At 71.5% G+C, this 23609-nt stretch carries 23 protein-coding genes; 10 read left to right on the top strand and 13 right to left on the bottom strand.

The window, feature by feature from the left end:
* Positions 1-28: 28 nt before the first annotated feature.
* The 4 genes from ABXJ52_RS04430 to ABXJ52_RS04445 all read right to left on the bottom strand — a co-directional run bounded on the left by ABXJ52_RS04430 (position 29) and on the right by ABXJ52_RS04445 (position 4922).
* Positions 29-799, bottom strand: coding sequence for an SDR family NAD(P)-dependent oxidoreductase (locus tag ABXJ52_RS04430; protein ID WP_367039335.1), 771 nt, complete (start codon positions 797-799; stop codon positions 29-31).
* Positions 796-2196, bottom strand: a complete 1401-nt coding sequence (locus ABXJ52_RS04435; protein WP_367048801.1) for a DUF6421 family protein — start codon at positions 2194-2196, stop codon at positions 796-798. The genes ABXJ52_RS04430 and ABXJ52_RS04435 overlap by 4 nt, the downstream gene beginning before the upstream one ends.
* A 96-nt stretch (positions 2197-2292) precedes the next feature.
* Entirely contained in the window at positions 2293-3795 is a 1503-nt protein-coding gene (locus ABXJ52_RS04440; RefSeq protein WP_367039337.1) for an alpha/beta hydrolase, read from the bottom strand.
* Positions 3792-4922 carry an LLM class flavin-dependent oxidoreductase gene (locus ABXJ52_RS04445; protein ID WP_367039339.1) on the bottom strand — a complete coding sequence of 377 codons (1131 nt, stop codon included), beginning with the start codon at positions 4920-4922 and terminating at the stop codon, positions 3792-3794. Before ABXJ52_RS04445 ends, ABXJ52_RS04440 begins: the two co-directional genes overlap by 4 nt.
* A gap of 230 nt (positions 4923-5152) precedes the next feature.
* Here ABXJ52_RS04445 and ABXJ52_RS04450 point away from each other — a divergent pair, with 230 nt between their 5' ends.
* Complete coding sequence (locus ABXJ52_RS04450) at positions 5153-5698, top strand: pyridoxamine 5'-phosphate oxidase family protein (RefSeq protein ID WP_367039340.1); 546 nt, start codon at positions 5153-5155, stop codon at positions 5696-5698.
* 70 nt (positions 5699-5768) lie between these two features.
* Here the strand turns inward: ABXJ52_RS04450 and ABXJ52_RS04455 are convergent, their stop codons facing one another.
* Complete coding sequence (locus ABXJ52_RS04455; RefSeq protein WP_367039342.1) at positions 5769-6335, bottom strand: TerB family tellurite resistance protein; 567 nt, start codon at positions 6333-6335, stop codon at positions 5769-5771.
* Between the two features lie 152 nt (positions 6336-6487).
* Between ABXJ52_RS04455 and ABXJ52_RS04460 the strand changes: the two genes are divergently transcribed.
* Together ABXJ52_RS04460 and rox are read left to right on the top strand one after the other, a co-directional pair.
* A complete protein-coding gene (locus ABXJ52_RS04460; protein ID WP_367039344.1) occupies positions 6488-6835 on the top strand; it encodes a VOC family protein in 348 nt (115 codons plus the stop codon).
* 172 nt (positions 6836-7007) lie between these two features.
* Complete coding sequence (rox, locus tag ABXJ52_RS04465; RefSeq protein WP_367048802.1) at positions 7008-8456, top strand: rifampin monooxygenase; 1449 nt, start codon at positions 7008-7010, stop codon at positions 8454-8456.
* Positions 8457-8469: 13 nt separating this feature from the next.
* Here the strand turns inward: rox and ABXJ52_RS04470 are convergent, their stop codons facing one another.
* Positions 8470-9573 (bottom strand): hypothetical protein, encoded by a 1104-nt coding sequence (locus ABXJ52_RS04470; protein ID WP_367048804.1) that lies wholly within the window; start codon positions 9571-9573, stop codon positions 8470-8472.
* Positions 9574-9743: 170 nt separating this feature from the next.
* Here ABXJ52_RS04470 and ABXJ52_RS04475 point away from each other — a divergent pair, with 170 nt between their 5' ends.
* The gene (locus ABXJ52_RS04475; RefSeq protein ID WP_367039346.1) at positions 9744-10316 is read left to right on the top strand and encodes a dihydrofolate reductase family protein; all 573 of its coding nucleotides are present in this window, start codon (positions 9744-9746) and stop codon (positions 10314-10316) included.
* Between the two features lie 17 nt (positions 10317-10333).
* Here the strand turns inward: ABXJ52_RS04475 and ABXJ52_RS04480 are convergent, their stop codons facing one another.
* The 3 genes from ABXJ52_RS04480 to ABXJ52_RS04490 form a co-directional block, all read right to left on the bottom strand.
* Positions 10334-11971 carry an ABC transporter substrate-binding protein gene (locus ABXJ52_RS04480; RefSeq protein WP_367039348.1) on the bottom strand — a complete coding sequence of 546 codons (1638 nt, stop codon included), beginning with the start codon at positions 11969-11971 and terminating at the stop codon, positions 10334-10336.
* A gap of 4 nt (positions 11972-11975) precedes the next feature.
* Positions 11976-14066 carry a hypothetical protein gene (locus ABXJ52_RS04485; protein WP_367039350.1) on the bottom strand — a complete coding sequence of 697 codons (2091 nt, stop codon included), beginning with the start codon at positions 14064-14066 and terminating at the stop codon, positions 11976-11978.
* A gap of 148 nt (positions 14067-14214) precedes the next feature.
* Complete coding sequence (locus ABXJ52_RS04490; RefSeq protein ID WP_367039352.1) at positions 14215-14661, bottom strand: SRPBCC family protein; 447 nt, start codon at positions 14659-14661, stop codon at positions 14215-14217.
* Positions 14662-14808: 147 nt separating this feature from the next.
* Between ABXJ52_RS04490 and ABXJ52_RS04495 the strand changes: the two genes are divergently transcribed.
* Entirely contained in the window at positions 14809-16053 is a 1245-nt protein-coding gene (locus ABXJ52_RS04495) for an amidohydrolase (protein ID WP_367039353.1), read from the top strand.
* 12 nt (positions 16054-16065) lie between these two features.
* Here the strand turns inward: ABXJ52_RS04495 and ABXJ52_RS04500 are convergent, their stop codons facing one another.
* Complete coding sequence (locus tag ABXJ52_RS04500) at positions 16066-17268, bottom strand: CaiB/BaiF CoA-transferase family protein (protein ID WP_367039355.1); 1203 nt, start codon at positions 17266-17268, stop codon at positions 16066-16068.
* A 145-nt stretch (positions 17269-17413) separates the two neighbouring features.
* Here ABXJ52_RS04500 and ABXJ52_RS04505 point away from each other — a divergent pair, with 145 nt between their 5' ends.
* Entirely contained in the window at positions 17414-18601 is a 1188-nt protein-coding gene (locus tag ABXJ52_RS04505; protein ID WP_367039357.1) for a metallophosphoesterase, read from the top strand.
* Here the strand turns inward: ABXJ52_RS04505 and ABXJ52_RS04510 are convergent.
* A complete protein-coding gene (locus tag ABXJ52_RS04510) occupies positions 18555-19238 on the bottom strand; it encodes a M23 family metallopeptidase (protein ID WP_367039358.1) in 684 nt (227 codons plus the stop codon). The two genes, ABXJ52_RS04505 and ABXJ52_RS04510, sit on opposite strands and share 47 nt — an antisense overlap.
* A gap of 45 nt (positions 19239-19283) precedes the next feature.
* The gene (locus ABXJ52_RS04515; protein WP_367039360.1) at positions 19284-20807 is read right to left on the bottom strand and encodes a phosphatase PAP2 family protein; all 1524 of its coding nucleotides are present in this window, start codon (positions 20805-20807) and stop codon (positions 19284-19286) included.
* Between the two features lie 79 nt (positions 20808-20886).
* Between ABXJ52_RS04515 and ABXJ52_RS04520 the strand changes: the two genes are divergently transcribed.
* The 3 genes from ABXJ52_RS04520 (at position 20887) to ABXJ52_RS04530 (ending at position 22522) form a co-directional block, all read left to right on the top strand.
* Positions 20887-21549 carry a PadR family transcriptional regulator gene (locus ABXJ52_RS04520; protein WP_367039362.1) on the top strand — a complete coding sequence of 221 codons (663 nt, stop codon included), beginning with the start codon at positions 20887-20889 and terminating at the stop codon, positions 21547-21549.
* A gap of 77 nt (positions 21550-21626) precedes the next feature.
* Positions 21627-21761, top strand: a complete 135-nt coding sequence (locus tag ABXJ52_RS04525) for a hypothetical protein (RefSeq protein WP_367039364.1) — start codon at positions 21627-21629, stop codon at positions 21759-21761.
* Between the two features lie 77 nt (positions 21762-21838).
* Positions 21839-22522, top strand: a complete 684-nt coding sequence (locus tag ABXJ52_RS04530; RefSeq protein ID WP_367039365.1) for a glycerophosphodiester phosphodiesterase family protein — start codon at positions 21839-21841, stop codon at positions 22520-22522.
* 12 nt (positions 22523-22534) lie between these two features.
* On the opposite strand, the gene ABXJ52_RS04535 is transcribed toward ABXJ52_RS04530, so the two are convergent.
* Positions 22535-23086, bottom strand: a complete 552-nt coding sequence (locus ABXJ52_RS04535; RefSeq protein WP_367039366.1) for a GNAT family N-acetyltransferase — start codon at positions 23084-23086, stop codon at positions 22535-22537.
* 93 nt (positions 23087-23179) lie between these two features.
* Here ABXJ52_RS04535 and ABXJ52_RS04540 point away from each other — a divergent pair, with 93 nt between their 5' ends.
* Positions 23180-23572 (top strand): VOC family protein, encoded by a 393-nt coding sequence (locus ABXJ52_RS04540; RefSeq protein WP_367039368.1) that lies wholly within the window; start codon positions 23180-23182, stop codon positions 23570-23572.
* Positions 23573-23609 lie beyond the last annotated feature (37 nt).

The following is a 23609-nucleotide window of genomic DNA, read 5'->3' on the forward strand; positions in this document are numbered from 1 at the left end:
GCTTCTCGGTCACGGGTGTCGCGAGCGGTCACGGCTTCTCGGTCAGCCACAGGCGGGTTCCGTTCACTTCTCCGGCGGGCCGCTCCCAGACTCCGGCGATGGCCTCGGCCAGCTCCTTGACGTCCGTGAAGCCCGCGAACTTCGCGTTGGGCCGCTCCGCGCGCATCGCGTCGTGCACCAGCGCCTTGACCACCAGGATGGCAGCCGCCGACGTCAGGCCTTGCTCGGCCCCCGCCTTGCGGAAGGCGTCGCCGAGGGCGAGCGTCCAGGCCTCGGCGGCGGCCTTCGACGCGGAGTACGCCGCGTTGCCCGCCGTGGGCTTGGAGGCGCCGGCCGCGCTGATCAGGAGATAGCGGCCGCGGTCGCTGCGCTGCAGGCCGTCCTGGAAGGCGAGCGAGGTGTGCTGCACCGTACGGATCAGGAGCTTTTCGAGCAGGTCCCAGTCGGCGAGGTCGGTCTCGGCGAAGGTGGCGCTGCCGCGCCAGCCGCCGACGAGGTGGACCAGGCCGTCGATCCGCCCGAACTCCTTCTCGGTACGGGTGGCCCACTCCCGGGCCGCGCCCAGGTCGAGGAGATCGACCGTGTCGCCTATGACGGTGGCCCCGCCGTGCGCGTATCGCGCGGCGTCCACGGCCTCCGCGAGACGGGCCGGGTCGGCGTCGGACGCCACGACCGTGGCACCTGCCTCGGCGAGCCTCAGCAGTGTGGCCCGGCCCGCAGGCCCGGCTGCCCCCGCGACCGCGACCACGGCTCCATCGAGTGCGGACATCGTCCTCGCCTCCTTGGTGCGGTCGCTCATGCGGCGACCTGCTCGGCGCGCGCCGCGGTGATCCCCTTGGTGGAGGCGATCACGTGCTTGAGCTTCTTGGAGAGCGCCTCATAGAACATGCTGAGCGGAAATTCATCAGGAAGCACGTCGTCGACGAGTTTCCTGGGCGGAAGCTGCACATCCAGGGCGTCGGGACCCTTGGCCCAGCGCGATCCGGGGTGCGGGGCGAGGTACTGGGACACCAGGTCGTACGCGGCGAACCAGTGCACCAGCTTGGGGCGGTCGATGCCCGCGCGGTACAGCTCCTCGATCTCGGCGCACAGCTGGTTGGTGACCTGCGGCGCGCGCTGCCAGTCGATCTTGAGCTTGTTGTCGGTCCAGCGGACCACGTCGTGCTTGTGGAGGTACGCGAAGAGCAGCTGGCCGCCGAGACCGTCGTAGTTCTTGACGCGGTCGCCGGTGACCGGGAAGCGGAACATCCGGTCGAAGAGGACGGCGTACTGCACGTCACGCGCCTGCGGTACGCCCTCGGCCTCCAGTTTCACGGCCTCCTTGAAGGCGGTGAGGTCACAGCGCAGCTCCTCGAGGCCGTACATCCAGAACGGCTGCCGCTGCTTGATCATGAACGGGTCGAAGGGCAGGTCGCCGTGGCTGTGGGTGCGGTCGTGGACCATGTCCCACAGGACGAACGCCTGCTGGCAGCGGTCCTGGTCGCCGATCATCTCGCGGATGTCGTCGGGCAGTTCGAGCCCCAGGATCTCCACGGAGGCCTCGGTGACGCGGCGGAAGCGGGCCGCCTCGCGGTCACAGAAGATGCCGCCCCAGCTGAAGCGCTCGGGCGCCTCGCGCACGGCGATGGTCTCCGGGAAGAGCACGGCCGAGTTCGTGTCGTACCCGGCGGTGAAGTCCTCGAAGGTGATGCCGCAGAACAGCGGGTTGTCGTAACGCGTGCGCTCCAGCTCGGCCAGCCAGTCCGGCCAGACCATGCGCAGCACGACCGCTTCGAGATTGCGGTCGGGGTTGCCGTTCTGCGTGTACATGGGGAAGACCACGAGGTGCTGCAGGCCGTCCTCGCGGTGCGCCGCGGGCTGGAAGGCGAGCAGCGAGTCGAGGAAGTCCGGCACCTGGAAGCCGCCGTCAGCCCAGCGCCGCAGGTCCGTGCCGAGCGCCTGGTGGTACGCGGCGTCGTGCGGCAGGAGTGGGGCGAGCTGCTCGATCGCGGATATCACGCGGTCCACGGCCAGTTCGGCCACGGACTTCGGCGGGGCGTCCTCCGTGTCGAAGTCGATCGAACCGTCCGCGGACTGCCACGGGCGGATCTCCTCCACGGCGTCCTTGAGCATCGGCCAGGCCGGGTGCTCCACGACCCTTCCGATGGGGGCACCCCCATTCGCGGGAGAAACCGCCTCTTCCGCAACCCTCTGCACAAGAATTTCCGTCACTTGTCAACCTCCACGGGAGAACCTCGCGTCAAAACACCGTATGCGGGCGAGGTTCTCCACCACAAGAGGCAGCTCGGGAGATTATCCTGTGACACCCCCAACATCACCGCTGATTTTCCTGCCGGACACCGTTGAGGCGACTGCTTCTGCCACTCCCGCCACCGCGGCCCGCGCATCGTCCAGGAGCCGGGGGAAGCCCAGGAAGCCGTGGAACATCCCCGGGTGGTGCCGTCGCGTCACCGGGACCCCCGCCAGACGCAGCCTGTCCGCGTACGCGGCGCCCTCGTCGCACAGCGGGTCGCAGCCCGCGGTGACGATGTGCGCGGGCGGCAGCGCGGTGACGTCCGCGGTCAGCGGGGAGGCGTAGGGGTGGGCGCCGTCGCCGTCCGAGCCGAGGTACTGCTCCCAGAACCAGCGCAGGTGCGCGGCGGTGAGGAAGCAGCCGGTCGCGTTCGACCGGTACGAGCCGCTGCCCTGCCCCGCGTCGAGCATGGGGTAGATCAGCACCTGGAGCGCGACGCCTGGCCCTCGCCGGTCCCGCGCCATCAGGGCCGCCACGGTGGCGAGGCCTCCCCCGCTGCTGTCCCCGGCCGTCACCACGGCGTCCGGGTCGCCGCCGAGGCCGCCCGCCCGCGCCTCGGCCGCGGCCCAGCACAGGGCCGCGTAGGCGTCCTCGGCGGCTGCGGGGAAGCGGTGCTCGGGGGCGAGGCGGTAGGCGACGGAGACCACGACGGCCCCGGACTCCACGCAGAGGGTGCGGGCGGTGGCGTCGTGGGTGTCGAGGCCGCAGAGGGTGTAGCCGCCGCCGTGGAAGAAGACGACGGTGGGGCGGGGGCGTGTCCGCCCTGGTGGGCGGTAGACGCGTACGGGCAGGTCAGGAGCTCCTGCGGGGCCGGGGATGCGCAGGTCTCCGACGGCGCCCACCGTCGGCACGGCCTTCCCGGCGGAAGGCGTCGCGGCGAGGATACGGCGAGCCTCGGCCGCGTCCGTGACAGCGCCCCCGAGGTCGGGGAAGGCGGCACTGAGGGCGTCGACCAGTGGCCGCACCTCCGGGACGAGGCGGCCGCCGCGCGCGCTCGCTCCGGCCGCACTCGCTCCGGCCGTATTCGCGGCGCCCGTGCTCGCGGCGTCCGTGCTCCCGGGGTCCCTGCTCGCGGCGTGCGTGCTCGCGGGGTCCGTGCCCGCGGCGCCCGTGCCCGCGGCGCCCGTGCCCGCGGCGCCCGTGCCCGCGGGGTCCGTGCCCGCGGGGTCCGTGCCCGCGGGGTCCGTGCCCGCGGGGTCCGTGCTCGCGGCGTGCGCACTCGTGGCGCCCGTGCCCGCTGCGCCCGTGCCCGCGGGACCCGTGCCCGCGGCGTGCGAACTCGCGGCGCCAGTGCCCACGGCGTCCGTGCCCGCGGCGTCCGTGCCCCCGGCGCCCGTGCCCCCGGCGCCCGTGCCCGCGGCGCCCGTGCCCGCGGCGTGCGAACTCGCGGCGCCCGTGCCCCCGGCGCCCGTGCCCGCGGTGTGCGTCCCCGCCCCGGCCGTGCTCGCGGCGTGCAGGTGTGAGGCCGGTTCCCGGGCGTCGTCACCGCTCGCCGTCGTCATTCCGCCTCCTGGGCGCGGAAGTACGGGATGACCTTCTCGCCCCACTGCCGCAGGGTCTCCATGCAGGCCTCCTGCGGAACGGTGCCCATCTGGATGAGGCACATGATCTCGTCAGCCCCCGCGTCCCGGAGCCGTTCCACGTACGCGATGGCGTCGTCGGCGGTTCCATAGGCGTGCTCCGCGTTGAACGTGGCCGTGGAGGTGGGCCGGACCGGGATGTCGTGTTCGTGCAGCCGTGCGACGACCTGCTCGGCGGCCTCACGCATCGCCGCCGCCTCGTCGGCCCCCTCGTCCACGGCCTCGTCGGGGATGCCGGCGCCGCCGTACCAGTGCCCGATGGACTGCGCGAAGAACCGCTGGCCGCGGATGCCCACCCGCCGGGCCCTCTCGCGGTCGTCGAGCACGATGGTCGGACAGAGCACGGAGAAGTGGTCGTTCACGACGCTGGACACGAAGCGCTCGTCGCCGCGGGTCGCGATCGCCGTGTCGTACGCCGTACGCATCTCGGCGATCGACTCGGGCCCCGCGAAGCCCATCACCAGCGCGCCGATGCCGAGTTCGGCGGCCTGGGTCAGGGTCTCGGTCCTGCTGCAGGCGAGGAAGAGCGGGGGGTGCGGGGTCTGCCGCGGCCGGGGCAGGATCGGGTGCGGGTCGATGTCGAGCAGAGCGCCGTGATGCTCCAGCTCCTCTTCCTGCCAGGCCTTGCCGATGATGTGCAGGGCTTCCTCGACCTCCTGGGTCGTTCGCTCCTTGTCGACGCCGCAGAGTGAGGTCTCCTGGAGCGTCCCCCCGCGACCCGCCCCCAGGTCGAGCCGTCCGCCGGACAGCAGGTCGAGCATGGCGGCGCGCTCGGCGACACGCGCCGGGTGGTTGAACTTGAACGGCATACAGACCACGCCGTGCCCGATGCGGATGGTGCTGGTGCGCGCCGCGACCCAGGTCAGGAAGATCTCCGGGGCGCTCATGTGGGCGTACCACTTGAGGGAGTGGTGCTCGACGGCCCAGACCCGGTCGAACCCCATCTCCTCGGCCAGGACGGCCTGTTCGACGCTGTCATGGATGAGTTGATGCTCGCGCTCGACGGTGGGGTCGGCGAGCTGCGCTTCGAATATGACGGAGAACTTCACGTGCCCTCCTGCGAGTTGAGCCGCTACGGAACGGCCTCCCTTGTTTCGATTAGCCATATGACTAGTCGTCAGGTGCAGAAGTAGCAAGGGCTTCGGGCACTCCTCCCCGGGCGCGCCGCACGCCGCACAAAACGGAGGGAGCATCCGGTCAGGGTGGCCGCCGCCGGGACCGAGCGCGGCGGGGCCGGGCTGCGTAGCCTTTGTCACAGCGAGAGGGAGAGGAGTTCCGCATGACTCCGAAGCAGCCGAAGACCGAGCTCGACGCCCGTTACAGCTCCGCGCTCAACCCGCGCCCGGGAGCGGAGGACGTCACCGCCACCGACTGGGCCGAGGCCCAGCGCAGGATGCGTGCCGCCGAGATCTTCTGGATCACCACGGTCCGGCCGGACGGCAGGCTGCACGTCACGCCGCTGATCGCCGCCTGGCATGACGGGGCGCTGCACTTCAGTTCCGGGCAGGGCGAGCAGAAGGTGAAGAACCTGGCCGGCAACGCCCACTGCGTACTCACCACAGGGCACAACTCCCTCTCCGAGGGACTCGACATCGTGGTCGAGGGCACGGCCGAGCGGGTAACGGATCCGGCGCGGCAGGAGGCGGTCATCACCGCCTTCGAGGCGCAGTACCAAGACCACATCACCTCGCCGGAGGGGGTCTTTCACGGCTTCGGCGACAACATCCGCACGGGCGACGACCTGCTCTTCGCGGTGGCGCCCGGCACGGCGTACGGCTTCGGGCACGACGGCCAGGTGTTCAGCCACACCCGCTACACCTTCTAGCGGGGCAGGGGCCCGCACCTTGGGTGCGGGCCCCCTGAGTCCGGACTTCAGAGTCCGATGACGGTGAACCTCAGAGGCCGAACTCCTGCGGCGAGAGGCCGAGCGCCGCGCACGCCTCGCGCAGGACCTGCTCCTCGGCCGGGGCGATGTACCCGTCCGCGCCCGCGACGACGAAGCCGGTCTGGATCACCGCCTTGGCCTCCATCGGCTTCTTCGCCGCCTTGGCGATCTCCTGCATGACCTCGGTCCTGCCCTGCTGGAAGTTGAACGACAGCTGGTCCACGTGCTTGTTGAACCGCTGCTGCAACTGCTCCGGCGGGAAGTTCTTCAGAACGTCGTTCTGCAGGATCAGCGACTCCACGTGCTGGCGCTCCGCCGGGTCGACGGAGCCGTCGGCCGCGGCGACAAGGGCGCACATGGCCATGCTGGCGTCCCGGTAGGCACCGCTCTTGAGCTCCGTCTTGAGGGAGGCGAGCTGGGACTTGAGCACGCCCACGAGCTGCGCCTTCGATCCTCCTCCGGACCCTGACCCCGACCCCGATCCCGGCCCCGGGCGTCCTTGACCGCCGGAGCTCCGTGCCCCCTGCGACTGCTGCAGACCCTTGGCCTGGTCCTTGATCCGGTCCCACATCGCCATCCGTGCCACCTCGACTGCCTGTTAGCTCGTCCGCGCGCGTTCCACGCGTCCTCCTGCCAACGCCTCCCCGCCCCTCGAAGTTCCGTTGCCGGCGCCGGTCGCCCTGAGAGAATCATCGGCACGCCGGAACCCCTCAGCCGTCAGGAGCCCCCGTGTCGATCCGCCGCGCCATGCCCGACATCCGCACCGAGGCCATGGAGGAGAGCCGGGACTTCTACGGCCTGCTGGGATTCGAGGAGGTCATGAACCTCGGCTGGGTGATGACACTCGGCTCCCCCTCCAACCCCACGGCCCAAGTCACCTTCATGAGCCACGACAAGACCGCGCCCGTCGTGCCCGACATGAGTGTCGAGGTCGATGACGTGGACGCCGTCTACGCGGCGGTGCGCGAGAGTGGCGCGGAGATCGTGCATCCCTTGCGGGACGAGGAGTGGGGGGTGCGCCGCTTCTTCGTGCGTGATCCCAATGGGCGGGTCATCAATGTGGTGAGTCATCGGTGAGCCCGCCGTACTGGGTACGACGCCAGACATGACAAAGGCAAGGAGTGTTCGAACTCCTTGCCACTCTTAACTTATAACGCATGGGGGGCCTTGCGGCAAGGCCCCGGTCCTGCCGCACAATCATCCGCCTGAGCCAGGACGGCCCGAGTCAGACTTAAGCGAAATGAGAACAATGATTGACGTGATCGTGGTCGGCGGCGGACCCACCGGTTTGATGCTGGCGAGCGAGTTGCGACTCCACGGGGTGCACACCGTCGTCCTGGAGAAGGCGGAGCAGCCCACCGCGCAGTCCCGCGGGCAGGGCCTGCACGCACGCAGCGTGGAGGTGATGGACCAGCGCGGCCTGCTGGACCGGTTCCTCGCGGTCAATGAGAAGTTCCAGGTCGGTGGCCTGTTCGGCGGCGTCATCAAGCCGTGGCCGGACAAGCTGGACACGGCTCACCCGTACGGGATCGCCACGCCGCAGCCGGTCACCGAGCGGCTCCTGAACGAGCGCGCGGTCGAACTCGGCACCGACATCCGGCGCGGCTGCGAAGTGGTCGGGCTGAGTCAGGACGACGAGGACGGCGGCGGGGTGACCGTCGAACTGGCGGACGGCACGCGGCTGCGCTCGCGCTACGCCGTCGGGTGCGACGGCGGGCGCAGCGCCGTGCGCAAGCTGCTCGGCGTCGGTTTCCCCGGCGAGCCCGCCAAGGTCGAGACCCTCCTCGGCGAGATGGAGGTGACCGCGGACCCGGAGACGGTCGCCGCCGCCGTCAAGGAAGTGCACAAGACCCAGCTGCGGTTCGGCATCGCCCCGCCCAACGAGGACGGGATCTGCCGCGTGGTCGTGCCCGCCGTGGGTGTGGCCGAGGACCGCGCGGCCGAGCCGACGCTCGACGACTTCAAGCACCAGCTGCGGGCCTACGCGGGCACCGACTTCGGCGTGCACTCGCCGCGCTGGCTCTCCCGGTTCGGCGATGCCACCCGGCAGGCCGAGCGCTACCGGGCCGGCCGGGTGTTCCTCGCGGGCGACGCCGCGCACATCCACCCGCCGACCGGCGGCCAGGGGCTCAACCTCGGTGTGCAGGACGCGTTCAACCTCGGCTGGAAGCTGGCCGCGGCGGTCGAGGGCTGGGCGCCGGACGGGCTCCTCGACACCTACCACGCCGAACGGCACCCGGTCGGGGCCCGCGTCCTTGCCAACACCCGGGCGCAGATCACGATGCTCGGGGACGATCCGGGTGCGACCGCGCTGCGTGAGCTGTTCTCCCGGCTGATGGACTTCGAGGAGGTGAACCGGTACGTGACCGGGATGATCACCGCGGTCGACGTCAGCTACGACTTCGGCGAGGGCCACGAGCTGCTCGGCCGGCGCATGCGGGACGTGGAGCTGAAGCACGGGCGTCTGTACGGGCTGATGCACGAGGGGCGCGGACTGCTCCTGGACCAGACCGGCAGGCTCTCGGTCGAAGGGTGGGCCGGCCGGGTCGATCACGTCGTGGACGTCAGCGACGAACTGGACGCGCCCGCCGTGCTGTTGCGGCCGGACGGCCATGTGGCGTGGGTCGGTGAGGACCAGCAGGAGCTGCTCGGCGAACTGCCGAGGTGGTTCGGCGCATCGGGCCGTACAAGCCGGTAGGGCCGTACGAGCCTCAGCCGACCTGCGTGTGGAACTGCACGAGGCGCTGATGTACGAGGTTCGCCGTGCCGCGCTGACGGCCCGGCACGCGGCGTCGCAACGCGACCAGGGACGGGCCGAGTTCGCGGACGGTGGCCGGGTCGCGGACCTGCTCCCACTGGTGGTGTGCCAGGTCCGCGGCGGCCTCGACGTCAGGGTTGTCGGGGGCCTGGCCCGCCGTGATCCTGGTGGAGACCACCGCGAGCCAGATCGCGCAGCTGCGTCCCGGGTCCTTCGCGAAGATCGCCAGATGTCCGCGGACCTCCATCCAGTGCACCACCTCGGGCGAGGACGCCCCGTACGTACGCAGTGCCTCCTGCTCCCAGGCCGCCGCCATGGCCGCGGCCTCGCCGTGCCGTCCCGCCTCCACAGCCTTGGTGATGGCCGCGTGCGGGTCCGCGCCGGCGGTCCGCGGCGCCGTGGAAGGCTTCGCACCGGGGGCGACGGCGGGGTCGGTGGACAGCAGCACGATGCCGGACGCGCTCTCCTCCATGGTCTGAGCGGCGACGTGCTGGTGCAGGTCGGGCAGCGGTGGCCGGTGACCGCTGCGCAACACCGTCGCCAGGGCCTTCATGTACGAGGGCGCCGCGACGGCACGCCGACCGGGCGGCGGCGCGATCCGTCCGTACAGCGCGACGCCCGGCCCCACGTCCAGGGGGCGCTGCGCCAGCTGCTGCCAGCTTTCCGTGTCGGCGTGCAGGTCGGCGATGACGGTCGTCCTGCCCGGCGGGCGCAGCCGCAGCTCCTGGGCGATCCAGTGCCAGGGGAAGCCGGTGTAGCGCACCGTCGCCGCCGTGGTCCGCGCGAGCGCCACGTGCTGGAGCCGCTGGCGGCGGTCGAGGTGCAACTGCCCGACCAGGTACACCGTCAGAGGCCCCGGCGCCATCGCCGCCGCACGCAGCCGCGTGAGCACGGTCTGCGGATCGAGCGGGTCCGCGAGCTCCACGACACTCGCGGTCGCGGTACCGGCGAGCACCGCCGGCGACACCGCGGCGAGCACGGGCAGCACGGAAGCCGCGTCCACGATTCGGGCCTTGCCGACCGGCGCGGCCGCGATCAGCAGCGCGGTCCCCGGCACCGTCCCCTCCCCATCAGTCACCAGAGCACCGTATCCGCTGCTCACCCGTGCGGCGTCCGGTGGTCACCAATTCACGCGGTCGACGATGAGTTCGCGAGTGTACGGCGGTCAACAACCCCGTGACCGCGATGATGAACGCCGACCGGCACATACTCACCAGGAGACTCGACATGCGTACGTTGATCAGCACTGCCTTCGTCTCCCTCGACGGTGTCGTGGAGGCCCCGGGCGGCGAGCCCGGTTACCGCAACTCCGGCTGGACCTTCAAGGACATGGAGTTCCTGCCGGAGGCGTACGAGATCAAGGGCCGGGAGCAGCAGGAGGCCACCGCGATGCTGTTCGGCCGGGTCAGCTACGAGGCGTTCAGCCCGGTCTGGCCGGGCATGGAGGAGTTCTCCGAGTACAAGGACATGCCGAAGTACGTCGTCTCCGGCACCCTCACCGAGGACAAGTTGGTCTCCGGCTGGGGCGAGCAGACGATCCTGCGGTCGCTGGACGAGGTCGCCGCCCTGAAGGAGACCGAGGGAGGCCCGATCATCATGCACGGCAGCGCCACCCTGAACCGGAACCTCTCGGACGCGGGCCTGATCAACCGTTACCACCTGCTCGTCTTCCCACTGCTGCTCGGCGCGGGCAAGCGCCTGTTCAGCGACACGGACAAGGACACGCAGAAGCTGCGGCTCGTAGAGCACGAGGCCTACGCCAACGGCATGCAGAAGAACGTCTTCGACGTCGTCCGCTGAGGTAGCGCCGCCGGCCACTATCCGCCCCGTACGACACAGTCCTCCGGCTGGGGCTCGCCCGTGGGCCAGGCGAGGCCGATGAAGTCCAGGGTCCCCGGACCCTCCTTCGTGCCGGGTTTCAGGGCCACGACCGCCAGGGGCTTGTCGTACGGGTTGCCTGCCTTGGTGAGGCAGATGCGGCCGCTCGTGCCGTCCACGCGGTTCTTCGACTGCATCGTGGCCCAGCGGTTGCCCACCTGTTCGGCGGAGGGGACCGCCGCGCCGGTGGGCTTCGCGCCGCGGATCGCCTCGACCGCGGTGCGCACCCCGTCGTGCACCATCATGGTGCGGGAGTCGCCCAGTTGTACGTCGCCGATCTCCCGGCCCGCCGACTTCAGCGCGGTGATCGTCCGCTCCAGTCGGCTGAGCTCGGCCAGCGGGTCGCGCAAGTAGCCGGGGGCCTTCGACTCGGGGGGCTTCTTGCCTGTCCGGTCCTCCACGCCCTGCTGCCACTTGCCTATTTCGGTGCTCCAGGAATCGGGGTGAGCCGGCGCCGCGTACTGCACCGTCAAGCGGGGTTTGCCGGAGCTGTCGCGCAGTTCTGCCCAGTCCTCGTCGGTCATCCGGTTGTTCAGCGAGGCCGCGTCCGAGCCGGAGACCACGGTGAACTTCCGGTCCTCGCACGCCTCCTTGGCCAGGCGCTTGAGGAACAGCCGAAGGTGAGTGGAGCGGCCGGCGAAGTAGACCGTGTCCGCACCCGAGTTGCAGATCGTGTTGACCGTCGGCCTGAACTGGTTGTCCACGTCGCCCGGGTCCGCGACTCCGGGCGACGTGAAGGTCATGTCGTCCGGGCCCGCGGGTCCGTCCTCCGGAAGCCCCTGGAAGGCGCGGGCCAGTGAGCGGACGTACGGGTCGGGGCGGGTGTCGCGGACCAGGACGGTCTGGCGGTCCTTGCGGCTGCCGTTGTAGTCGGCCAGCGCACGAGCCTGTTCCTCGTTGGTGGGGATGATGCGGGCAAGCCCCTTGAAGTCGTACGTCCCGTCCTTGCTCTCCTGGTTGGCGAGCGTGCTCGCCGAGGCCCGCGCCACGAGCACCGGCACCTGCTGCTCGGTGAGGCTGCGCACGGCCTCCTTGGTTTCGTCGAGGGAGAGGTTGAACCCGGTCACCGCGCGCAGGTTGTCCCGGTCGGAGCGGGCCATCCGCACCAGATCGGGCACCACTTCGCCCTGCCGGGCGTAGTCCTTGCCGGGGTTGGCCAGGACGAGGCGCACCGCCGGCTTCCCCGGCTCCCTGTTGAGGCGGTACTGCGCCAGGAACGCGCCCTGCAGTTCGCTGCGCAGCTGACGCCGCTCGGCCTTCGAGTCGGGCTGCAGCGGGAGCATCATCGCCACGGTGACGTGCGGCTGTTCGTCGATGCGGCGGTTCTCCTCGGCGATCCTGGCCGCGACCGGCGCGATCTCCGGCTCCCCGAAGTCGTAGCCGGAGCCGTTGATGCCTATGCACTCGCCGCCGGACTCGGTGACGCCGTCGGCGCAGTTGTCCGCGTCCTCGTTCAGTTTCGAGACGAGGGCGTACGCCCCGACGGCGAGGAGAGCCGCCAGGGTGCAGGTGAAGATCTTCTTCAGCAGCGTGTTCCACAGGTGCTCGTGCAGCCAGTCGGCGGTGGTCCGGAACATCCCCTCAGCTCCCCTCTCCGATGTGGGCCGTGCAGGAACAGGACTGCAGCGGCTGCCGGTTGCGGGCTCTGCGGTCCCACTTTCCGGCGCGCGCGGCGAGCACCGGGGCGGCCCCCGCGTACTCCCGGGCCAGCTCCCGCAGCAGCTGCGCCATGCGGTCCGCCGCCGCGATGTCCGGCGGTCTCGTGCGCTCCTCGCAGAGCCACACGGCGTGCAGCAGCTCGTCCAGCTGGCGCTGCAGTTTGGTGCCGTCGACGCGGGCCACCGTCATCCGGGAGTGCCGCTCGTCGTGGCCGCCGGGTGAGGGCGCCTGGGCAAGCGCGAGCAGTTGGTCGCACCACTCCTCGGCGCCCACGCCGTCCGCGGGGAACGTGGCGGCCAGGTGGTGCACGGCTCGCTCGGGGCCGGTGGCGACCAGATCGTGGTTGAGGCCGTGCGCCGCGGTGCTGCCGAAGGCACGGTCGGGGGACTCGGCCCTGCTGCGGTAGTGGTGGTGCAGGAGGCTGTGGTTGCGGCGCCATTCGGTGCCCGCGTCGGGCGGCCCGTGCAGTCTGCTCATCAGGAGCTGCCGCAGGCCGAAGTCGCCGATGAAGTGCCGCTCACAGGTGGGCCAGCCGCTTTCCAGGAGATGTCGCCCCACCTCGTCCGCGGTGAGCCCGCCCGCGATGTGTTCCAGCTGCGGGTTGCGCAGCAGGGCGCGGGCGCAGTCGCCGGTGTGCGTGACCGACAGCTGGGTCAGCAGGTCGAGCCAGCGGTCGGTGTGCTCGACGGGCAGCCGCTCGGGCAGCTGCCTCAGCACCAGCTCGGCCAGCAGTACGTCGCGCACCGCGCGCGGCTCCCCGTCGAGACCCGCGGGCTGGTCGAGGAGTTCCCGGTCGTTGTCCAGCTCGGGCAGCTCTCCTGCCGCCTCGACGAGACGCTGCACCATCCGGGGGCGGCGGCCCGAGAGGCGGTGTACGGCGCTCTGTGCCCGGCGCAGGTGTGCCGCCTGCGGGGCACCGCCGGTGTGGTCTTGCAGCTCCTTTTGCAGGTGTTCCGTGGTGAGCAGCGGCATCCGCAGGAGCAGCACGCCCTGCCCCAACCGCCCACGCGCAGGCAGCCGTTGCCAGCGAGGCGGCTCTTCCTGGTCCGGCCGGTAGTCGGCAGGATCCTCGGTGCGCGGCTCGTCGGCCAGGAACAGCGGCTGCGCCATGCGTTCGCTCGCCACGAGCACCGTGCGTTCACGGTGGCCGTCGGCCCGGTCGCCGAGCGCCGCCGTCAACAGCGCTCTGCCGACCGGCCAGTTGGAGTGCTGGAGCAGTACGGCGGGGCGGCCGACCCGGGTGAGTGCGGCGCCGACACCGGTGTAGGCGGCCTCCAGGTCCTCGCGCAGCGCCCGGAAGAGGAAGCCTTCCGCGAACTCCCGCTCGCCGCCCTCCTGTTGGAAGTCCTGGGCGAGCAACCGCAGCCCGGCCTGCGCGATTCCGGTGGCGGCGGGGTAGTCGCCGTAGGTGGCGCGCACCGGTTCGGCTCCGGTGCTCTCCAGCTTCGCCAGGAACTCCGTCAGCGCGGCGCCCACCAGCGGCGCGGCGGCCGGGGCGACCACTCCGGCGAGGGCGGACAGATATCCGGTCAGCAGGTTACGGACGAACCGGCCGAGCCCTCGCTTCGGCTGCACCAGCGCACGGTAGCGCTCCAGTTCCTCTTCGAGTTCGCGCCGCCGCAGCCGCGCTCCGGCCGCCACCGCCGCCATCCCGGCGAAGAACCGGGGTGTGGGGAGCGCGCCTCCCGGGCCCTGCCACTCGCTCATCCGCAGGGCGACGTCGTACATCGCCTCCGTCGCCTCGGAGCGGCAGGAAGGGCGGCGCGCGGCCTCTTGCGCGTACCGGGCGTCCGCGCAGTCCACGTGCGCCACCGGCACCTTCCGCCCGAGCCGGTCCCGCAGCAGTTCCAGGAGCCGCTGCTTGCCCATGCCGGGGCCGCCGGTGAGCAGCACGACGGGCAGGTCGGACTCGTACAGGAGCTTCTCGTCGCGCCCGCGCGCGTTGCGGCCGAGCAGCCTGGGGAAGAAGCCCTCGTCCTCGATGAGCCCCTCGAAGCCCAGTTCCCGGCTCATCCGGCTTACCCCCGTGCCGTGCGTGGCCGCTGCGCGGCAAGTGGTCAATGTCGCACGGAGCGTACTTGGCATGTCTTCCGAATACATCAACTTTCCCGCAGGAAAGGTCAGTTGGCGTATTCCCAGCGCACGGGCCCGGTGCGCCGTCTCAGACGTTCCGGCCGTGCTCGCCCACCGCGATACGGGCCAGCTTCGTCAGCATCATGCCGTTGCGGACACCGACCACGTAGTCCACGGGGAGGCCGTGCATCCGGGTGCCGGGGCCCCGCAAGGGGTGCCAGTCGAGGACGACGAGGGTGTGCTCACCCCAGGGGATCAGAGTCATGGCGATGCGGGCCGCTCCGAAGGGGCCCGCCTTCGCCTCCAGCTGCAGACGGCGCTCCGGTTCGCTGATGCGGACGACGCAGGTGTCGTCGAGGACCAGCGGGCCGACGCCGACCCGGACCTTCAGACGGGCGCCCACCGCGGGCCAGTGCGGGTCAGCGGACAGCACCTCCTGGGTTCCGGTCACCCACTCCCCGTACCGGTGGCCGTCGGACAGCAGGCTCCAGACCTCGGCCGGCGAGGCCAGGATCAGGCGGCGGTTCCGGGACACGCTGACCACACTCCTCCTGGGGTTATGGCACGATTTTTGCACTTTGTGCCGATCGACACCTTCCGAAGCGCCCGCCACCGGGCGGCGCGCCCTGTGCGAGGGTGACGGAAAGGGTGATCTCGCCCCTCGATCGCAAGGAGCCGCCGCATGCCCACCGCAGCCACCGCAGCGAGCCTGGCCCTGGACCTCACCTCAGGGTTGAAGACGCGTGACCTCGAGGAGCTGTACCAGGACCTGCACCGCCACCCGGAGCTCTCCTTCCAGGAGCACCGCACGGCCGGGATCCTCGCCGAGCGGCTGCGGAGCGCCGGGTACGCGGTGACGGACGGAGTCGGCTCCACCGGCGTCGTGGGCGTCCTGGAGAACGGTGAGGGGCCCGTGGTGTGGCTGCGCGGCGACATGGACGCCCTGCCGGTCACGGAGACCACGGGCCTCGCCTACGCCTCCACCGTCGACGGCGTCATGCACGCCTGCGGCCACGACATGCACGTCACGTGGCTGGCGTTCGCCGCCGAGGCGCTGGCGGCAGGACGGGATGCCTGGTCGGGCACCCTCGTGGTGATCGGGCAGCCCGCCGAGGAAGGGGGCGACGGAGCGCGCGCGATGGTCTCCGACGGGCTGCACACGCGCTTCCCCCGCCCCGACGCCGTCTTCGGCCAGCATGTCGCCCCCGGCCCCGCGGGCCTTGTCTCCCACACCCCCGGCCTGATCATGTCGGCCGCCGACGACCTGCATGTCGTGGTGCCCGGGGTCGGCGGCCACGGTTCACGCCCCGAGGCCACCGTCGACCCGGTGGTGACAGCCGCGTACATCGTCACGCGGCTGCAGAGCGTCGTCTCGCGTGAGGTGGCCGCTTCGGAGGCGGTGGTGCTGACCACGGGGCAGTTCAACGCCGGGCAGCGGCCCAACATCATCCCCTCGGAGGCCCGGCTCGGGCTGAACCTGCGGACGCAGGACGCGCAGGTGCGCGAGCGGGTCCTGTCCGCCGTCCGCCGCATCGTCGAGGGAGAGTGCCTGGCCGCCGGGTGTCCGACGGAGCCCGAGGTGAACACTGGGGCGAGCTTCCCGGCGACGGTCAACGACGCGGCGCTGGACGCGGAGATCGCCGCCCTGCATCGCGAACTCTTCGGCGCGCAGAGCGTGTTCGACTTCGGGCCCGCGATGGGCAGCGAGGACTTCTCGCTCCTCGTGCCCACCGGGGTGCCCTACGACTTCTGGTTCGTGGCCTCGACACCGCAGGCGGTCTGGGACGCCGCCCCGGGTGAGGGACTCGGCGCGAAGATCACCGCGGTGCCGGGCAACCACAGCTCCCTGTTCGCCCCGGACCTCTCGGTCCTGCTGCCGGGCGTACGGACGCTGGTGGGCGCCGCCCTGCACCGGCTCGGCGGCTGAGCCTCGCCGGGGTCATCCCGACTGGCCGAGCAGACGGTCGATGTCCGCGGCGTCGTAGCCGAGTTCGGCCAGTACGTCCCTGCTGTGCAGGCCGAGGGTGGGCGGTGCGGTGCGTACGGCGGGGCGTTCGCCGCGGAAACTGACGGGGAAGGCGACCTGCTGGAGCGGGCCCACGTCGGGGTGGTCGACCTTCTGGACCATGCCGAGCGCCTCGGTCTGCGGGCAGGCGTAGACCTCGTCGAGGGCGCGGATGGGGGCGACGGGGACTCCGCGCGCCTTGAGCAGCGCGCACCAGTGGGCCACCGTCTCGTCGACGAGGACAGCTTCCAGCTTGGCGTTGAGGGCCTTGCGGTGCGTGACGCGGGCCCGGTTGGTGGCGAAACGCGGGTCGTCGGCCCACTCCGGGTGGCCGAGTGACTCGCTCAGGCGCCGGAAGAGGCCGTCGCTGCCGACCGCGATCACGAAGTAGCCGTCGGATGCGGAATAGGCCTGGTACGGGACGAGGCTCGGGTGGCCGGACCCGAGGCGGGTGGGCCGCTCCCCCGTGGCGAAGTAGCCGGTGGCCCAGTTGATGTGCAGGGCGAGCTGCGACTCGTACAGGGAGGTCGTGACGTACTGGCCGCGTCCCGTGCGTTCGCGTTCGACGAGGGCCGATGTGACGCCTATGAGGCCGAAGAGCGCGGCGCCCAGGTCGCCCATCGCGTACCCGGCCTTGACGGGCGGCCCATCCGCCTCGCCCGTGAGGGACATCAGGCCCGCGCTCGCCTGGGCCACCATGTCGTACCCGGGCTCGTCCCGCAGCGGTCCCGTGTCGCCGAACGCCGATATGTGGAGCAGGACCAGGCGGGGGTAGCGCTCGCTGAGAGCGCGGTAGTCGAAGGCGTCGGCCAGGGAGCTGCCGGGGCGGAAGTTCTCCACCATCACGTCGGCGTCGGCGAGCATGCGGTGCACGGCCTCCTGCCCCTCGGGGGACTTGAGGTCCAGGGTCACCGAGCGCTTGTTGCGGTTCGCCGCCAGGTAGTACGTGGCATCAGGTCCGTTGAAAGGCGGGCCCCAGGCCCGGGTCGGGTCGCCGCCCTCGGGGTGCTCGACCTTGATGACGTCCGCGCCCAGGTCGGCGAGGGACATGGTGACGTAGGGACCGGCGAGGATCTTCGAGAGGTCGACGACCTTCATGCCGAGCAGGGGGGACGCGGGACGGGGCTCATCGGGCATGTGCGGCGGTCTCCTTGTGCGTGGCGCGTGGGACCCGCCCACCGTAATCGCCACCGGTGATTCGCCTGATCGTCTTCCTCTGTCCGCACGGATATGGGAGAACCCTCGGGTGTGCGATGACGAACTGATACCGCCCAGAGCGGACTTGACCGAGAAGCAGTGGCTGCGGGCCGACGAGCCACTCGCCCGGGACATCGCGACCACGTGGGGGCCGCAGGCCCGCACGCTGCACCGGCGCACGCTGCTGGGCGGCGCCGCGGCCGGGGCCGCCCTCACCGTCCTTCCGTACGGCGCCCGGCAGGCCACGGCGGCGCAGGGCGCCGCCAAGTTCCCCTTCCCCCAAGCACCCAACCAGCAGGGGGAGTTCGCCGTCCTGATCACCGGGGACGCGGGCACGGGCGGTGAGGAGCAGCTCGCCGTGACCGAGGCCGCCCGGCGGGTCTGCCGTGACGAGGGCATCTCGCTGGCCGTCGGCCTGGGCGACAACATCTACGAGAACGGGCCCGAGTCCGCCCACGACTCCGAGTTCCGGGAGAAGTTCGAGACGCCCAACACCGGCATCGACGTCCCCTGGCTCATGGTCCTGGGCAACCACGACTGTTCGGGCCTGATCCCGGGCAGCGGCGGTGACCCGTCGCGCGGCGACCGCGAGGTCTCCTACGCGGCCACATCGCCGCGCTGGTACATGCCCAGCCGCTACTACAACGTCGCACTGCCGTCCTTTGACGACCCGGCGGGCGGCGACCCGGTGGTGGAGTTCTTCGCACTCGACACCAACCCCGTCGCGTCGACCGTCGCGCAGACCTCGCGCCACTACCGGTGGGACGGTCCCTACATGCGCGACCAGCGTGCCTGGCTCGACTCCGCGCTCGCCGCCTCCCGGGCCCGCTGGAAGGTGGTGCTCGGCCACCACCCGTACCTGAACAACGGGAAGCACGGGAGCGCCGGTTCGTACGACGGGTTCGTCATCGGCCACTACACGAGCGGGATCCACCTCAAGGAGCTGTACGAAGAGGTGGTCTGCGGCAGGGCCGACCTGATCCTGTCCGGCCACGACCACACCCTCCAGATCCTGGAACCCACGACCCGCACGGCGGGCACCCGTCAGATCGTCTGCGGGGCCGCGGCCAAGTCCGGTGACGGCAGGGCCCACTTCGACCACCCTGCCGCCTGGCAGAACTTCTCCGACGTGGGGTTCATGGTCCTGAAGGTCTCCGAGCGGGCCATGACGGTCGACACCTACACGGTCGACGTCCCCACCCGGACCGCGCACCTGGCCCACGCCCTCACAACAACTGGGCGCCCCGCTTCGCGAGATACCGCACCGGATTGATGTCCGACCCGTAGCCCCGCTTGGCCCGGATCTCCAGATGGAGGTGAGGTCCGGTGGCCCGGCCTGTGGCCCCGCTGCTGCCGAGCCGGTCGCCGGTGCCGACGCGGGACCCTTGGCGCACGGAGATGCGGGACAAGTGCCCGTACACGGCGTAGTGCCCGTCCCGCAGCCGCACCGTCACCGCCTTGCCGTACGCACCCGACCAGCGGGCCAGGACCACGGTGCCTGCGCCGACGGCGTGCACCGGTGTTCCCGTTGGGACGGCGAGGTCGATGCCGGTGTGGTGGCCGGCGGCCCAGTTGCCGCGTACTCCGTAGCGGGCGGAGACCTTGAAGCGCCGGCGGACCGGCAGCGTGAACTTGCCGCGGGGTTTTTCCGGGGCGAGCGCGCGGTTCTCGGGGATCGCCTCGTCGGCCTCGGCGAGGGCTTCCTCGAACTCCCCGTCGTAGCCGATGCCGCAGCCGCCGTCGGTCTCTGCTGCTGCGTGCGGCGCTGGTCCCGCCACCGTGAGGGCGCCGCCGGCCATGAGGGCCGCTGCGGTGCTCAGTACGTCGCGTCGTGTGCTGCCCGCTTCGCGCGGGCTGTCTATGTGGTAGCCCATGAAGGCCAGCACACTGGCGGCGGGCTCCGCGCGCACTCCGAGTGCTCCGCTTGGCGTAATGCCTGCGGGGCCGCCGCGCGGTCAGTCGAGGGTGGGCCGGTACACGGTGAGCGCTTCGGGGAGCTTGTCGAGGAGCAGCGCGTTGGGCGCCGGGGCGAGTTCGCCGTCGTACGCCATCTGTGTGCCCTCGGGCAGGCCCGAGATGACCAGTCGCTGGGCCTTCGCGGAGGCGTACAGGCGGGTCTTGGTCAGCTGGCCGACCACCGCCGCGGCAAGGAGGCGGGTGCGCGCGAAGCGACCGCCGCTCGCGATGCGGACGTCGAGCAGTCCGTCGGCCAGGTCGTGCCTGCGCACGGGGGCGATGCCGGTGCTGCGGTAGGCGCCGTTGCCCGCGAAGAGCAGCCACATCGAGCGGGCCTTGCCGTTCACCACCGCGCTCAGCGGCCGTCCCGTGTGCACGATCTGGGCGACGCCGAGCAGGGCCGCGGGCGGGCCGCCGATCTTCGGGGACCACTCCTCCCTGATGCGTACGAGCTCGGGGTAGGCGCCGAGGCTGAACGTGTTCAGGAAGTACACCGGCTCGGAGTGCTTCCTGCCGTCGGGGCCGACCCCGGCCAGGGGCTTGACCCGGCCGACGTCGGACCGTACGGCGCTTCCCTCGGCGAGGGCGATGCAGGCGTCCGCGACGGTGTCCACGCCCAGGTCGGCGGCGAAGTGGTTGAACGTCCCGCCGGGCAGCACCATCAGGGGCACGTCGAAGCGCAGGGCCGCTGTCACGGCGGCGTTCACCGTGCCGTCTCCCCCGCACACGCCGAAGACCCCGCCGCGCCGTGCCGCGTCCCTGGCCGCTTCCGCGAGGACCTTGGGCAGCGGGCCCGCTTCCTCCTCGTAGAGGACGACCTCCGCGCGGGGCAGGGCCGTCTTCAACTGCCGGACGGGGTCCATGAGCTGGGGCTGGGCCCCGGAGGAGGGGTTCACCACCACGACGAGGCCGTCGCCGTCCGGCAGCGCGGGCGCGTCCGTCCGGGGCCGCGCGGGCGGCGGCAGCTGTGACCTGGAGGGCACCATGCCGCGCACCGCGTAGGCGGCGCCCACGCCGAGGGCCGCGCCGACCAGGACGTCGCTGGGGTAGTGCACGCCGGTGTAGACGCGGGAGAAGGCGACCGACGCCGCGACCGGGGCCACGGCCGCGCCCATCCCCCGCGCCTCCAGGGCCACGCCCGTGGCGAAGGCCGCGGCCGATGCGGAGTGTCCGGAGGGGAAGGAGCTGGTGATCGGCTGCTGCGAGAGATGCCTTATGACCGGCACCGCGTCGAGAACCGGCCGGGAGCGGCGCACCGCGCTCTTGCCCAGCGTGTTGACCGTGGCCGACGCGAGGGCCAGCGAGGCCACACCGCGCACCGCCGCACGCCTCCCGCGCGCCCCACCGAACGCCCACATCCCCGCGGCGATGCCGAACCACAGCAGCCCGTGGTCGGCGCTGCGGCTCAGCCGCGGCAGCACGGGCTGCGCCGCAGGCCAGGAGCGCGATGCCACGCGGTGGAACGCCAGCCGGTCGGTGGCGCCGAGCAGTCTGCGGATGTGCGACGTCGGAAGATCACTCATGAATCCCCTATACCCGCGCACGCCCTCCCCACCGCACACATCTTGCGCGGGCGCTGTGACGTTCCCTTCAATCAGTCATATGGCAGCCCCCCGTCCGACCTCACCGCAGCGGCCCGCCGAGCTGCCCCCGACCGCGTGGGCCGTGCTCGGCCTGCTCTCCTTCCCCGGCGAGCGGACGGGGTACGAACTGAAGAAGTGGGCGGACGCTTCCCTGCGCCACTTCTACTGGTCGCCCGCCATCAGCCAGATCTACGCCGAACTGCGGCGCCTCGAAGCGCTCGGGTACGCGACCTCGCGCCGCTCGGGGCCCGACGAACCGCGTACGAAACGGTCGTACGCCATCACCGCCGAGGGGCGCGCGGCGCTGGTCGGATGGGCGGGCGGCGCCGAGGACGCGGGGCCCGCCGTCCTGAAGCACCCGCTGCTCCTGCGGGTCTGGCTCGGGCACCTCGCGGCGCCGGACCACCTGCGGGCCCTGGTGAGCGAGCACATCGCGCACACCCGGGGCGAGCTGAAGGAGGTGCGCGACGCGCTGGCCCGCGCGGAGGGAGAGACGGCCTGGACACATCCGCTGATCGCGCTGCGCTGGAGCGGGCGGCGGCTGGAGGCGGAGATCGGGCTCGCGGAGGCGATGCTCGCCGATCTCACGGAAATGGCGACGCCCGCGCCCGCCGGGTGCGCGGAAACGGACCCCTCGGCTCCGCCCGGTCAACGTGCCGAGGACTCGCCCACCCACGGGTGACGTGGCTCGCGGTGCGGGGTCCGCGGCCGGTAGGACGGGCGGGGTCAGCCGACCCCGCCGTATGGAGCAGTGCACCTGTGACCACCCGCGCCGTCCTTGTCGCCGCCGTCATCACCGGGCTCCTGCTCGGCATCGTGGGAAGCAGAGCGGACGACTCCGATTCCCCTGAGCGCCCTCGTACGGGCGGTTCCCTCGTGGAGGCGGGCCGTTAGGCTGCGACCTTGCCGCGTGGCACCCCCTGTGTTCGCCGCGTGGTCATCGAGCCGCCGTCGACGGAAGCGAGTGAACCTTGAACTTCCTCACCATCGGTCACCGCGGGGTCATGGGTGTCGAACCCGAGAACACCCTCCGGTCCTTCATCGCCGCGCAAGCCGCGGGCCTGGATCTCATCGAGCTCGATCTGCATCTGAGCAAGGACGGCGCCCTCGTCGTCATGCACGACACCGACGTGGCCCGTACGACCGACGGCAAGGGACCGATCGCCGAGAAGACCCTGGCCGAGCTGCGGGAGCTCGACGCGGGGCGCGGTGAGCGCATCCCCGTCTTCGAAGAGGTCCTCGACGCGGTGAAGGCGCCGTTGCAGGCCGAGATCAAGGATGTGGCCGCCGCCCGCGCCCTCGCCGAGGTGATGCACCGGCGCGACCTGGTCGGCCGCGTCGAGGTGATCTCCTTCCACGACGAGGCGATCGCCGAGATCGCCCGCCTCGTCCCGGGCGTGCGCACCGCGCTCGTCGCGAGCCGCTACGGCACCGACGTCGTGGAGCGCGCCACGGCGGTCGGTGCCACCACCCTCGTCCTGAACATCAGGCGGCTGACGCTGGAGATCGTCGAGCGTGCCAGGAAGGCCGACCTGCGGATCATCGGCTGGGTCGTGAACACGCAGGACGATCTGCGGCTCGTGCGCGCGTTGCAGCTGGACGGGGCGACCACGGACTATCCGGAGATCAAGCGGACGGGCCGCTTCACGGCGTGACCGGGTCCCGGCTCAGCCGAGGGGCTTGACGAGCAGCTCGAACTGCAGGTCGTCCCGCTGCGGAATGCCGAACCGCTCGTCGCCGTACGGGAAGGGGGTCATCTTTCCCGTACGGCGGTAGCCGCGCCGCTCGTACCAGGCGATGAGGTCCTCGCGTACGGAGATCACGGTCATGTGCATCTCCTTCGCGCCCCACGCCTCCTGGACGGTCCGCTCGGCCTCCGCCATGATCACCTTGCCGAGCCCGGCGCCCTGGAGCGCCGGGCTCACCGCGAACATCCCGAAGTAGGCGTGCTCCCCGCGGTGTTCGAGCTGGCAGCAGGCGATGATCTCGCCGTCGCGCGCCACCGTGAGCAGCTTGCTCGCGGGGGACTTGATGACATCGACGACGCCCTGGGGGTCGGTCCGCTGCCCCTGAAGGATGTCCGCCTCCGTGGTCCAGCCCGCCCGGCTCGAGTCACCGCGGTAGGCCGACTCGATGAGCGTGACGAGCGCGTCGACGTCCGCGTCGGTGGCGTCGCGGAAGGTGAGGTCGCTCGTGCTGGGGCGCGGGGCGGTGTCCATGGGGCGGGTTCTCCGATCTCTCTGGCCCACCGCTGTCGGGCGCGGCGTGGGCGAGGCACCGTCGAGCGTAACCCCCCACTAAGGTGCGGCTGCATGGTGCATGTACTGAGCAGCAGGATCCTCCTCCGTCCCACCGACCCCGAGCGCTCACGGGCGTTCTACGGCGACGCGCTGGGCCTCGCCGTCTACCGCGAGTTCGGTACGGGCCCCGAGCGCGGCACGGTCTACTTCCTGGGCGGCGGCCAGCTCGAGGTCTCCGGCCGGTCGCCGACCCCGCCCACGCCCGGCCTCCAGCTCTGGCTCCAGGTGGCGGACGTGGCGGCGGCGCACGCGGAGCTGCTCGCGCGGGGCGTCGAGGTGGTGCGGGAGCCGGTGAAGGAGCCCTGGGGGCTTGTCGAGATGTGGATCGCGGACCCCGACGGCGTCAAGATCGTCCTCGTCGAGGTGCCGGAGGACCATCCCATCCGCTACCGGCCGGGGATCTGACGGGGTCTGGCCGGCCCTTACGGAACCTGGCCGACGG

This window comes from Streptomyces sp. Je 1-332 (assembly GCF_040730185.1).
In the GTDB taxonomy this organism is placed as follows: domain Bacteria; phylum Actinomycetota; class Actinomycetes; order Streptomycetales; family Streptomycetaceae; genus Streptomyces.